This is a genomic window from Agrococcus sp. SL85 (assembly GCF_026625845.1).
Classification (GTDB): domain Bacteria; phylum Actinomycetota; class Actinomycetes; order Actinomycetales; family Microbacteriaceae; genus Agrococcus.
In genome coordinates, this window is record NZ_CP113066.1 from 187,016 (window position 1) to 199,007 (window position 11,992).

An 11,992-nucleotide genomic window follows, 5' to 3' on the forward strand; every position below is an offset into this window, starting at 1 on the left:
CGCCGCGCACCGAGCCCCGCCCGCCCTCCGGCGCGGCGGGGCTCGGTCGCGAGCGGCAGGGGTGGGATGCTCGGAGCGTGCAGCCGAACCCGCAGTACCGCATCGACGAGCCCGCCGTGCGCGCGCTCATCGCCCGCGCGCCGTGGATGACGCTCGTCTCGCACCCCGCCGACGGGCCCGTCGCCTCCCCGAGCCCCGTGCTGCTCGACGACGAGGCGGACGCCGAGGGCATCGTCCTCGTCACGCACCTCGGGCGCGCCGACGCGCGCCTCCACGGCCTGCTCGCGCCCGCCCCCGATCCCGAGGCCCCCTTCGGCGGCCGCACGCTGCTGGCGATCTGCCAGGGCGAGCACGGCTACGTCTCGCCCTCCTGGTACCTCGGCGACGACGCCGGCCAGGTGCCCACGTGGAACTTCGAGATGGCGACCATGCGCTGCGCCGTCGAGGTGCTCGAGCACGAGGAGAACCTCGCGGTGCTGCGGCGGCTCGTCGCGCACTTCGAGGGGCCGGGCGGCGTCGAGCTCGACCTCTCGGACGACGACACCCGCGGCCTCGCGATGGGCACCGTCGGGCTGCGCCTCCACGTGACCTCGTTCGACGCGAAGGCCAAGATGAGCCAGAACAAGGGCGCGGCGACCCGCGCCTCCGTCATCGCGCACCTCGAGACCGGCAACCCGCGACTCGCCGCGCGCATGCGCGCCGCGAGCTGACCCCAACCCTCCCGTGCGCCCGTTCGTCCTAGGGAGCAGGAGGAGCATCGCGTGAGCGCCCGGTGGGAGCTGGTCGTGGCCGAGCTCGTGGCCGAGCGCGGCGAGGCGCTCGTGCGCTACGCGACGCTCCTGACGGGGAACGAGGAGGAGGCGCGCGACATGGTGCAGGACGCCCTGGCGGCGACGTTCGGCCGCCTGCGGAACGGCTTCGCCGTCGACCAGGCCGAGGCCTACGTGCGGCGCGCGATCGCCAACCGGTTCCTCGACACCGCGCGGCGCCGGCAGCGCTGGCGCCGGATCTCGCCGCTCGTGGTGACGCCCGAGCGCCTCGACTCGGGCTCGACGCTCGCGGGCGAGCGGCTCGACATGGCCGCGCGCCTCGAGGGCCTCGCCCCGCGCGAGCGCGCGTGCATCGTGCTGCGCTACGACGAGGACCGCACCGTCGAGCAGATCGCGGCGGAGCTCGGCATCTCGCAGGGCGCGGTGAAGCGCTACCTCTCGGACGCGCTGGGCAAGCTGCGCGGCATCCTGGATCGCGAGCGCCTCCGCGGCGAGCGGCTCGAGCACGGGGAGGACGGGCGATGAGCGATCCGCACGACGATGAGCTGCGCCGCCGGCTGCGCGCGCTGCCGGGCTCCGGCGGCCCCGGCGGCGGCCTCGACCCCGATGCGGCGATCGCGGGCGCCCGACGGCGACGGCGCCCGAAGGTCGCGGCGCTCTCGGCCGCGGCGACCGTCGCGGGCGTGCTCGTCGTCGCACCCTTCGTGGCGCCGTCGTTCGCCCCGGGCTCGATGGACGCCGCGACGATGCAGGAGGGCGGCGCGGCGCCCGAGGTGGCGCCCGGCGCCGAGCAGGAGCCCGCGACGGGCGGCGAGGACGCGGGCGCGACCGAGCAGGGCGGCATCGGCGACGGCGCCGTGGCGGCGCCCTGTGCCGCGCCGGCGCTCCGCGCCGACACCGGGATCCAGGCGCGGTTCCTCGACGACCCGGCCGACGGGGTCGCGTCGATCGAGCTCGAGTTCCCGCCCGCGGGCGGCGACCTCCGGATCGAGGGGGTCGGCATCGCGCAGGTCGCCGCGGACGGCGGGCCGCTCCGCATCGTCGCCGCGCCGGACGCCGCCCAGCTCGCGACCGGTGCGGAGGAGCGCTCGGCCAGCACGGGCTCCGGGGGCGGCACGATCGTGCTCGACGACGTGCCCGTCGACACGGCCGAGGGCGTCGGATGCGGGCTCGACGCGCCGACCGCGCCCGCGCCGCTCGTCGTCGGCGAGGCGGACGGGCGGCCCGTCGTCGGCGTCGGCGAGCCCTGGGCTCCCTGATCGGCGGAGCTCGGGCCGCCGCCGCCAGGAGCGGCGCGGCGGCGCGGCGGCGTTCGCCGAGGGCGTGCCGCCTCGGCCCGGTTCCCAAGGTGGCGGCGAGGTTCGCTCCCTAGACTCGCCGCGAGCCGACAGCCTGATCCGTCGGCCCGAGGGAGTCGCAGATGCAGGTCCGGATCGTCCGCCCCGTCGCGGTGCTCGCCATCGCCGCAGCAGGGATGCTGGGGCTCGGCGCGGGCGCGCTCGTCACCGAGGACCCCGTCGACCTCGGCGGCGAGGTCGTCGTCGACAGGACGGGCGACACCATCCGCGACCTCGGCCTCGTGCAGCAGCGGGTCGCCGACAACAACGCCTCGGCGGACGCAGACCTGTACGTCGTCGTCGTCGATTCCTTCGACGGCCTCGACCGAGGCGAGTGGGCCGCGCAGTCCGCCGACGCGTCCGGGCTCGGCACCGACGCGCTGCTGCTCGCGATCGCGATGCAGGACGGGCAGTACGGGCTCGCGGTCGCGGACGGCTACCCCTACTCGCTCGGCGAGGCCGAGTCGCTCGCCGTGGATGCGCTCGAGCCCGACCTCAACGACGGCCCCGACGTCGACGGCGCGATCAGCTCCTACAGCAACGCGCTCGCGAGCGGCGTCGGACTGGGCGGCGGCTCGGGCGACGGCGGCAGCACCGAGGTGAACGTCGACGGCTCCGCCGTGTGGCCGATCGTCGCGCTCGTCGGCGGCGGCGCGGTCGTGGGCGTCGGCGCGTGGGGCATCACCCGCGCCGTGCGGGCGAACCGGCGGCGCAAGGGCGAGCGCGAGGTCGCGCAGCAGCAGCAGCTGAGCCTCGAGGAGCTCAAGCAGCGCGCCGACATCGCGCTCGTGCAGCTCGACGACACCGTGCAGCAGAGCGAGCAGGAGCTCGCCTTCGCGGGCGCGCAGTTCGGCGACGACGCCGTGCGGCCCTACCAGGAGGCCCTCGCGAAGGCGAAGGGCGGCCTCCGCGAGGCCTTCCAGCTGCAGCAGCAGCTCGACGACGCCTTCCCCGACACCGACCAGGAGCGGCACGACTGGTCGAGCCGCATCCTGCAGATCGCCGACGGCGCGGGCCGCGAGCTCGCGGGGCACGCCGCCTCGTTCGACCAGCTGCGCGACCTCGAGCACACCGCGGCGCAGGCCATCGAGCACGCGGCGCAGCTGCGCACCGAGCTCGGCGAGCGCCTCGGCGACGCGCGCCGCACCCTCGAGCGGCTCGGGCAGCGGCACTCGGGCGGCTCGATCGCGCCCGTGCAGCAGAACATCGCCGGCGCCGAGCGCCTCCTGCCCGCGATCGACGAGGCCATCGCCGTCGGCCGCCAGGCGGCCGCCGCGGGCGACGGCTCGAAGGCTGCCGTCGCCGTGCGCACGGCGGAGGCCGAGCTCGCGCAGGCCTCGGGGCTCCTCGCGGGCGTCGAGCGGGCCGAGCAGGACCTCGGCACGGCCTCGCAGCAGCTCGCCGAGCTCGTCGAGGACTCGGTGGGCGACGTCGCCACCGCCAGGTCGCTCCCCCGCGGACCCGTCGACCTGCAGCCGCTCGTGGAGCTCGTCGAGCAGGGCGTCGCCCAGGCGCGCGCCGTGCCCGTCGACACCCTCGCGGTGCTCGCGGCCCTGCAGCGCGCCAACCAGCGCCTCGACGAGGCCACGGGCCAGGTGCGCGCCGAGGGCGAGCGCCAGCAGCGCACCGCGAGCGACCTGCAGCGATGGCTCACCGCCGCGCGCTCGAGCATCGACCTCGCCGAGCAGTTCATCCGCTCGCGCCGCATCGGCATCGGCTCGGCGGCCCGCCAGCACCTCGCGGCCGCGCAGGACGCGCTCGCGCAGGCGATCCGGCTCGAGCGCCAGGATCCCGCGCAGGCGGCCGCGCTCGCCCAGCAGGCCACGCAGCTCGCCGAGCAGGCGCAGCGCGAGGCGGACGACGACGTCGACCGGTGGCAGGGGCCCGGCGGCGTCCGCAACCCCTACTACCGGCGCGGCGGCTACGGCGGCGGGATGTTCGGCGGAGGCGGCGGCCGCGGGCAGGACATGCTCACGGGCGGCCTGCTCGGCTACATCCTCGGCGACATGATGAGCGGCGGCCACTCCGGACCGGGCTTCGGCCAGGCTTCCGGCGACCCCTTCGCCTCCGGCGGCGGCGCGGGCGGCGGCGGCGGCCTCGGCGACCTCTTCTCGGGCGGCGGCGGCTCGTTCGGCGGTGGCGGCGGCGGCTTCTTCGGCGGCGACTTCGGAGGCTTCTCCGGCGGCGGCGGCGACTTCGGCGGCGGGGGCGGCGGCTTCGGCGACTAGCCCGCCGCGGCGCCCAGCCCGCATCCACATCCGACAGGCACCATGACCACGACCCCCAGGCAAGGAAGGCACACCATGTCCAAGCAGTCCATCCTCGGCCGCATCGCGCAGCTCGCGAAGGCCAACATCAACGCGCTCCTCGACCAGGCCGAGGACCCGCAGAAGATGCTCGACCAGATGGTGCGCGACTACACGAACTCGATCGCCGAGGCCGAGGCCGCCATCGCGCAGACGATCGGCAACCTGCGCCTCCAGGAGCAGGACCACCAGGAGGACGTGCGCGCCGCCGAGGACTGGGGCCGCAAGGCGCTCGCCGCGAGCCAGCGCGCCGACGAGCTGCGCGCCTCCGGCTCGCCCGACGCCGCGAAGTTCGACAACCTCGCGAAGGTCGCCATCGGCAAGCAGATGCAGGCCGAGCAGGAGGCGCGCTCCGCCGAGCCCTCGATCCAGTCGCAGAACGAGGTGGTCGACAAGCTGAAGGCCGGCCTCGAGACGATGAAGGGCAAGCTCGACCAGCTCAAGTCGAAGCGCTCCGAGCTCATCGCGCGCGCGAAGGTCGCCGAGGCGCAGTCGCAGGTGCACGACGCGGTGCGGTCGATCGACATCCTCGACCCCACGAGCGAGATCGGCCGCTTCGAGGACAAGATCCGCCGCGAGGAGGCGAAGGTGCTCGGCCAGCAGGAGCTCGCCGCCTCGTCGCTCGACGCGCAGTTCGAGGCCCTCGAGGACGTGGGCCGCGAGACCGAGATCGAGGCGCGCCTCGCCGCGCTGAAGCACGGCGGCGGCCAGCTGGGCGCCGGCCGGCAGCAGGGCGCCCTCGGCGCCGCCGGGCAGAGCCAGGCGCACGGCGACGCCGTCGAGGCGGAGGTCGTCGACCGCTGACGCGCGCCGCGCGGCGACGCGTTTGGAGGGGGCGGACGAAGGTCCGCCCCCTCCTCGCACGCTCGGGCTAGCGTGCTCGCATGACCTCGCAGCCGAGTCCCCGCGTCCGCGTCGAGCGCGACGGCCCCATCCTCCGCATCGCCCTCGACCGGGTCGACAAGCGCAACGCCGCCGATGAGCGGATGCTGCAGGAGCTCGCGCTCGCCTACGGCGAGCTCGACCGCGACCCGACGCTCCGCGTGGGCCTCGTGCACGCGATGGGCGACCACTTCACGGGCGGCCTCGACCTCGGCGACGTCGCGCCGAAGCTCGCCGCGGGCACCCTGCAGGTGGTGCCGGAGGGCGGCCTCGACCCGTGGGGCGTGCAGAGCCGCCAGGTGTCGAAGCCCGTCGTGCTCGCCGTGCAGGGCACCTGCCTCACGCTCGGCATCGAGCTCGCGCTCGCGAGCGACGTCGTCGTCGCCGCCGACTCGACGACCTTCGCGCAGCTCGAGGTCGCGCGCGGCATCGTGCCCTTCGGCGGCGCGACGCTGCGCTTCCCGCGCCTCGGCTGGGGCGACGCGATGCGCTGGATCCTCACGGGCGACCGCTTCGACGCCGCCGAGGCGCTGCGGATCGGCCTCGTGCAGGAGGTGGTGCCCGTGGGCACCGAGCTCGAGCGCGCGGCGGCGCTCGCCGGGCGCATCGCCGCGCAGGCGCCGCTCGCCGTGCAGGCGGCGCTCGCGTCGGCGCGCGCGGCGCTCCCGGACGCCTCGGCCGCCGCCGCCGACCTCGTGCCCACCACGCGCCGCCTCGCCGGCACCCGCGACGCCCGCCGCGCCGCCGAGTCCTACCTCACGGGCACCCCCGTCGCCTTCGAGGGCGACTGACCGATCTAGCGGGCGGCGCGGCTCGCGCCGACGGCGCGGTAGACGCCCTCGAGCTCGAGGGCGACGTCCTGCCAGTCGCGGCGGGCCGCCGCCCTGCGGCCCGCGAGGCCGAGCTCGAGCCGCAGGTCCTCGTCGTCGAGGATCGAGGCGACGGCCGCCGCCCACCGCTCGGGATCGCGGCCCTCCACGAGCACGCCCGTCTCGCCGTCGACCACCGACTCCAGGAGGCCGCCGACGCGCGCCGCGACCACGGGCGTGCCGCTCGCCGCCGCCTCGAGCGGCACCAGCCCGAACGACTCCGTGCGGCTCGGCACGACCACGACGTCGGCCGCATCGAGCAGCTGCGCGAGCGCGGGCCGCTCGAGGCTGCCGATGTGGCGCACGCGCCCCGTGACGCCCGTCTCGCGCGCGAGGTCGTGGAGCGAGTCGAGGTAGCGCTCGGCGCCCGGCGTCGCGTCGCCCGCGAGCACGAGCACCGCACCGGGCAGGTGCTGCAGCATCCGCACCGCGAGGTCCTGCCCCTTCAGCGGCTGGACGCGCCCCACGCAGACGACGAGGCGGTCCTCGGCGCGCACGCCGAGCCGCGCCCGGACGTCCTCGCGCGCGTCGACCGACGCGGGCTGGAAGAGCGCGGTGTCGACGGCGGGCGGCACGAGCCACACGCGCTCGGCCGCGGCGCCGACGCCGTCGCAGAGCGCGTCGACCTCGGCGCGCGAGACGGCCGCGATCGCGTCGACCTCGTGCGCGAGGTAGCGCTCCGTGCGCACGCGGCGCTCGGGCTCGGGGCGGTCGCCTTCGGCGAGGCTGCGGTTCTTCTCCTCGGCGAGCGTGTGGAAGGTCTGCACGATGGGGATGCCGAGCGCGAGCGAGACCGGCAGCGCCGCGAGCCCCGACAGCCAGTAGTGCGCGTGGAGGACGTCGTAGGGCGTCGTCGCCGTCTGGGCCATGCGCCGGAGCTCCTCGCCGAAGGCGTCGGCGAGGTTCGGGAGGTCGTGCTTGCGCACGATGCCGCCGCCCGTCTCGAGCGCGTGCAGCGCCACGCCGGGGGCGATCGGCTCGGTGTGCGCGGCGCCGGCGGAGCGGGTGAAGAGGTCGACGCGGTGCCCGCGGCCGGCGAGGGCACGCGCGCTCTCGAGCACGAGCACGTTGAGGCCGCCCGCGTCGCCCTTGCCGGGTCGGTCGGCGGGCGAGGTGTGCATCGACACCATCGCGATCCGCAGCGGCGCCTCGTGAGGCGCGCCGAAGGGCTCGGGGCGCATGGCTCCAGGATATCCGCCGAGTATCGTCGCCGGCATGGACGGATCCTCGGCGCTCGCCCGCGCGGGCCGCGCGGTGGGGGCGCTCGGCCGCGAGGCCGCCGGGCCCGCCTTCCGCGCGCTCACCGCGCCGCCCCTCGCGCGCGCCGGCCATCGGTTCGCGACGCGGGCGGCGCGGCTGTGGGGGCGCGCGCTGGGCGGCGAGGAGCGGCGCGAGGGCGAGCTGTGGGTCGTGACGGGCCTGCCCTCGTGGGCGTTCGGGCGCGGCGGCACGACGATCGGTGCGACGTTCCTCACGAAGGACGCGACGAGCACCGCGGTGCTCGGCCACGAGGACGTCCACCGGCAGCAGTGGGAGCGCTACGGGCTGTGGTTCATCCCCATGTACCTCGCCGCGGGGCAGGATGCGCTCACGAACCGCTACGAGATCGAGGCCGGCCTCGAGGCGGGCGGCTACGTGCGGCGACCGGCGACGCGGCGCCCCCGGCCCGGCGCCTGAGGGCGCCTCCTCGGGCCCGGCTGCGCCGATTAGCGCGCCCGGGCGGCTCGCGCCGCACTCGATCGGCCTGAGCGAGGCGCGAGCCGCATGATGCGCCCGCCCTCCCGCTCAGGCCCATCGAGCGCGGGCAGGCCCCGTGACGCGTGCGGCGGCGCCGCGCGCTCCTCGACCGGCGGCTGCGCGCTGGGATCAGGGGCGCAGGAGGTCGCGCGACTCCGGGAGGGCACGGAAGCCGGCCGAGCGGTAGGCCGCGACGCCCCCGACGTTGGCGGTCTCGGTCGCGACCGCCGCGCTCGACGCGCCCTGGCTCCGCAGCGCATCGGCCGCTGCGAGCACGATCGCCCGGCCGAGCCCGCGACCGCGGAACGCGGGATCGACGCCCATCGGCTCCAGGATGCCCTGCCGGCCCTCCCCCGCCGACCACACCGTCACCGCCGCCGCGGGCGCGCCGTCGACGCGCGCGAGGAGGCTCGTGGCCCGGCTCGCCAGCGGGCTCGCCGCGAGCGCCGTCCACCGCTCGGGCGCCGGCCTGGTGCCGAAGGCTGCCGCGACGACCGCGCCGAACCCGTCGCGCGAGGTCTCGCCGTCGACGACCTCGAGGGCGAGGCCGTGCGGCTCGACCGGCGCGGCGAGGTCGCGCACGAGCGGCGTCCACGGGTCGTCCTCGACCCAGCCGAGCCGCGCGAGCGCCGCGTGCAGCGCGGGCGCGAGCCGCGCCTCGACCGCGGCGTCGCCCGCGGGCAGCATCCCTGCATCCGGGTCGTGGAGGTCGTCGGCGACGCGCGCCGCGAGCGCCGCGTCGTCGGCGAGCGCCGGCGCGACGCCGAGTCGCGCGAGCCCCGGCCCGTCGAGCAGCCCGATGGCCGCCGCGGCGCCATCGGCGCGCCACACGCGCAGCGCCGCCGCGGTCGCCGCCGCGCCGAGCCTCGTGTGCCAGCCGAGGTCGCCCGCGTGCAGCTGCAGCGCGACGTCGTCGGGCTGCCACCCGTCGAGCGCGCTCGCGAGCGCCGGGAGGTCGCCGACGGACGGCGTGGTCAGCTCGATGCGCATGGCAGGAGCCAAGCACAGCGCGTGCGCGGCTACGCCCGCATCCGGTCGACGACCCGCCGCTCCCACGGGATGCGCCGCTCGAGCTGGCGGCCGATCGCGAGCAGCGTCGCCTCCTCGCCGGGTCGCCCGATGAGCTGCACGCCCATGGGCAGGCCGTCGCCGGTGCGCGAGACGGGCAGCGTGATCGCCGGCAGGCCCGTGAGGTTCACGAACGAGGTGTGCGGCGTGTGCAGCACCTGCGCGTGGAAGTCGGCCTCGCCGTCCTCGAACGGGTACCACTCGAGCGGGCGGGGCGTGAGCGCCGTCGCGGGCGTGAGCACGGCGTCCCACGGCGCGAAGGCCGCGAGCACGCGCCGCTCGAAGTCGGTCGCCCACAGCTGCGCGCTCGCGAGGCCGCCGGCGCCCAGGTGGTCGCTGCCCTCGATGATCCAGCGCGCGAGCGGCTCGAGCAGGTGCCGCTCCTCGCGCGGCACGGGCACGGTGGCGGCCCCGCCCTGCCAGAGCGCCGTGAACGCGGCCGCGTAGCCCGTCGCATCCGGCAGCGCCACCTCGCCCACCTCGTGGCCCGCGGCCTCGAGCGCGGCGATCGTGGCCGCGACGGCGTCGGAGGCCTCGGGGGCGATGCGGATGTCGGCGACCTCGTCCCACGGGGTGCCGCCCGTCAGCACGGCGACGCGGAAGCGGCCCTCGCCCCGCACGGCAGCCGCGAGCAGCGAGCCGTCGTCGTGCTCGGGCGAGCGCAGCGTCGTCGTGTGCGGCACCCGACCGTTGACGCGGCCGATGAGCGCGTCGGCGAGCAGCGCGGCATCGATGACGGAGCGCGCGATCGGGCCCGCGGTGACGAGCCCGCCCACCTGGCCGACGCCGCCCTGCGCGGGGATGCGGCCGCGCGTGGGCTTCAGCCCCACGAGGCCGCACGTGGCCGCCGGGATGCGGATCGAGCCGCCGCCGTCGGAACCGGGCGCGAACGGCACGAGGCCCTGCGCGACCGCGGCCGCCGCGCCGCCCGAGGAGCCGCCCGCGTGGAGGTGCGGATGCCCCGGCAGCGTCGTCGTGCCGTGGAGCGCGGAGCGCGTGTAGCCGGCGAAGCCGAGCTCGGGTGCCGCGGTGCGACCGAGCGTCACGCCGCCCGCGGCGTCGAGCACGCCCGCGACGGGGTCGGTCGCGTCGCCGACGCGCCCCGCGAAGGCGAGCGAGGCGAGGTCGGCCGGCTGGCCGGCGCGCATCCCGAGGTGCTTGTCGGCGAAGGGCACGCCGTGCAGGAGACCCGTGCGGTCCTCCGCGTCGTCGGCCGCGCGGGCACGCAGCAGCGCGAGCTCCGGGTCGACGTGGACGAAGGCGTTCGCCTCGTCGAGCCTGCCGATGCGCTCGAGCTGGTGCTCGGCGACCTCGACGGCGCTCAGCTCGCGCGCGTGCAGGAGGCGCCAGAGCTCGAGCGCGCCGAGCTCGTGGATCGCGGTCACGCGGCCGCCCTCCTCGGTCGGAGCACGAGCAGCAGGGCCGCCGCGACCAGCAGCCCCCACGGCAGCGCCTGCAGCGCCTGGAGCATGCCGGTGGACGCGATCCGCCGCATGCCGCCGGAGAGCATGCGCCCGTCGGCGTCGAGCGTGCCCGGGTAGGCCACCTGCCAGCCGATGACGGTGCCCACCAGGAGCGCGACGGCGACCGCGGCGCACGCGAGCCACCAGCGCGCGCGCCGCAGCGCCTCCACGAGGGTCGCGCTCACGCGAGGTACCGCCCGGCTCGCCGCTGCAGCCGCCTGCGCTCGGTGCGCTCGAGCATCTGCTCGCGCGAGGCGTAGTTCGTCAGCTCGCGGAACGGGTCGCGGCCGACGAAGCGGGGCGGCTCCGCGACGAGCGCCGCGATGGCGCGCTCGAACTCCCAGTACTCGCCGATGCGCGTGCCCTGGCCCGGGTTCATGTGGCGCAGGCGCGCCTCGAAGCGCAGCTCGCCCCGCACCTCCACCTGCGTGATGAAGCCGCGGGTCGCACCCGCGATCGACACCATCCAGAAGCCGGGGCCGAGGTCGGTGACGGTCGCGCTCGCGGCGTCGCCCGCCGCGGCGGCGGCGGCCTGCGCGTCTGCTGCCTCGCGCGATGCGCGCCAGGCCTCGTAGTCGGTCACGCGCCCATCGTGCCACCGCGCGCCGACACGCGCCGGCGCGCCGCACGCGTGGCCCGCAGGAGGCCGCGCGCCGACGGCGATCCTCGTCGCGGTGCCGGGCGGTCACTCCCGCCACGACGTGCCACCGAGCGGTCACTCCTGTCGATACCCACCGCTGAGCGGTCGCTCCCGTCGAGTCCCGCCGCTGAGCGGTCGCGTGCGGCGGTGCCGGCCTCGCCACGCCCACCGCGAACGACCGCTCGATGCACGGCACCGGCGGGAGCGACCGCTCGGAGGGGAACGCGGGCCGGAGCGACCGCTCAGCGGCCAAGGCGGGCCGGAGCGACCGCTCGGCGGGGAGGGCGGGCGGGAGCGACCGCTCAGCGGCGAGGGCGGGCCGGAGCGACCGCTCAGCGGCGCTTGCGCAGCGAGGCCTGCATGAGGATGATGCCCAGCTCGCGGCCGAACTTCAGGCCCACGCGGCCCATCCGCCCGATCTCCTCGAAGCCGAGGCGGCGGTGCAGTGCGATGGAGGCCTCGGCCCCCTGATCGGCGATCACGGCGATCATCTCGCGCACCTTGCGCTCGCGCGTCGCATCCATGAGCGCGACCATGAGTGCCTTGCCGAGGCCTCGGCCCGCGGCGGCGGGCGCGAGGTAGACCGACGACTCGACCGTGTGCCGGTAGGCGGCGCGCTGCTTCCAGGGCTGCGCGATCGCGTAGCCGACGAGCGTGCCCGTCGCGCTCACCGCCACGAGGAACGGCAGCTGCAGCTCGGTCGCCTCGCGCAGCGTGCGGCGCCACTGGCCGAGCGTCTTGGGCCGCTCGTCGAAGGTGACGGTGCTGTTGAGCACGTAGTGCTTGTAGATGTCGCGCACCGCCGGGAGGTCGCCGGGCTCGGCGCGCCGGATCGTCCAGGAGAAGTCGGGCTCGCGGTGCTCGGGCGCCTTCAGGTGCTGCGGGAGGACCCGCCGGCGCTCGTACTCCTCGGGCAGCAT

Annotated in this window: 13 protein-coding genes; 7 read left to right on the forward strand and 6 right to left on the reverse strand. The window is 76.8% G+C overall.

What is annotated here, in order from left to right; all coding sequences use genetic code 11:
• Positions 1-77 precede the first annotated feature (77 nt).
• The 6 genes from OVA14_RS00870 to OVA14_RS00895 all read left to right on the forward strand — a co-directional run bounded on the left by OVA14_RS00870 (position 78) and on the right by OVA14_RS00895 (position 6,086).
• Positions 78-710, forward strand: coding sequence for an FMN-binding negative transcriptional regulator (locus tag OVA14_RS00870; protein WP_267504451.1), 633 nt, complete (start codon positions 78-80; stop codon positions 708-710).
• A 51-nt stretch (positions 711-761) separates the two neighbouring features.
• The gene (locus tag OVA14_RS00875; protein WP_267504452.1) at positions 762-1,295 is read left to right on the forward strand and encodes a sigma-70 family RNA polymerase sigma factor; all 534 of its coding nucleotides are present in this window, start codon (positions 762-764) and stop codon (positions 1,293-1,295) included.
• Entirely contained in the window at positions 1,292-2,029 is a 738-nt protein-coding gene (locus OVA14_RS00880) for a hypothetical protein (RefSeq protein WP_267504453.1), read from the forward strand. Before OVA14_RS00875 ends, OVA14_RS00880 begins: the two co-directional genes overlap by 4 nt.
• Before the next feature lie 161 nt (positions 2,030-2,190).
• Complete coding sequence (locus OVA14_RS00885) at positions 2,191-4,335, forward strand: TPM domain-containing protein (RefSeq protein WP_267504454.1); 2,145 nt, start codon at positions 2,191-2,193, stop codon at positions 4,333-4,335.
• A gap of 75 nt (positions 4,336-4,410) precedes the next feature.
• The gene (locus OVA14_RS00890; RefSeq protein ID WP_267504455.1) at positions 4,411-5,217 is read left to right on the forward strand and encodes a PspA/IM30 family protein; all 807 of its coding nucleotides are present in this window, start codon (positions 4,411-4,413) and stop codon (positions 5,215-5,217) included.
• 80 nt (positions 5,218-5,297) lie between these two features.
• A complete protein-coding gene (locus tag OVA14_RS00895) occupies positions 5,298-6,086 on the forward strand; it encodes a crotonase/enoyl-CoA hydratase family protein (protein WP_267504456.1) in 789 nt (262 codons plus the stop codon).
• A gap of 5 nt (positions 6,087-6,091) precedes the next feature.
• Here the strand turns inward: OVA14_RS00895 and OVA14_RS00900 are convergent, their stop codons facing one another.
• Complete coding sequence (locus tag OVA14_RS00900) at positions 6,092-7,345, reverse strand: glycosyltransferase (protein ID WP_267504457.1); 1,254 nt, start codon at positions 7,343-7,345, stop codon at positions 6,092-6,094.
• A 34-nt stretch (positions 7,346-7,379) separates the two neighbouring features.
• Here OVA14_RS00900 and OVA14_RS00905 point away from each other — a divergent pair, with 34 nt between their 5' ends.
• Positions 7,380-7,841 carry a hypothetical protein gene (locus tag OVA14_RS00905; protein WP_267504458.1) on the forward strand — a complete coding sequence of 154 codons (462 nt, stop codon included), beginning with the start codon at positions 7,380-7,382 and terminating at the stop codon, positions 7,839-7,841.
• A gap of 189 nt (positions 7,842-8,030) precedes the next feature.
• On the opposite strand, the gene OVA14_RS00910 is transcribed toward OVA14_RS00905, so the two are convergent.
• The 5 genes from OVA14_RS00910 to OVA14_RS00930 all read right to left on the reverse strand — a co-directional run bounded on the left by OVA14_RS00910 (position 8,031) and on the right by OVA14_RS00930 (position 11,992).
• Entirely contained in the window at positions 8,031-8,891 is an 861-nt protein-coding gene (locus OVA14_RS00910) for a GNAT family N-acetyltransferase (RefSeq protein ID WP_267504459.1), read from the reverse strand.
• Between the two features lie 29 nt (positions 8,892-8,920).
• Positions 8,921-10,354: an amidase gene (locus tag OVA14_RS00915; RefSeq protein WP_267504460.1), complete on the reverse strand. Its 1,434-nt coding sequence runs from the start codon at positions 10,352-10,354 to the stop codon at positions 8,921-8,923.
• The gene (locus tag OVA14_RS00920; RefSeq protein ID WP_267504461.1) at positions 10,351-10,617 is read right to left on the reverse strand and encodes a hypothetical protein; all 267 of its coding nucleotides are present in this window, start codon (positions 10,615-10,617) and stop codon (positions 10,351-10,353) included. Before OVA14_RS00920 ends, OVA14_RS00915 begins: the two co-directional genes overlap by 4 nt.
• Complete coding sequence (locus OVA14_RS00925) at positions 10,614-11,015, reverse strand: hypothetical protein (protein ID WP_267504462.1); 402 nt, start codon at positions 11,013-11,015, stop codon at positions 10,614-10,616. Before OVA14_RS00925 ends, OVA14_RS00920 begins: the two co-directional genes overlap by 4 nt.
• A gap of 389 nt (positions 11,016-11,404) precedes the next feature.
• The gene (locus OVA14_RS00930; RefSeq protein ID WP_267504463.1) at positions 11,405-11,992 is read right to left on the reverse strand and encodes a GNAT family N-acetyltransferase; all 588 of its coding nucleotides are present in this window, start codon (positions 11,990-11,992) and stop codon (positions 11,405-11,407) included.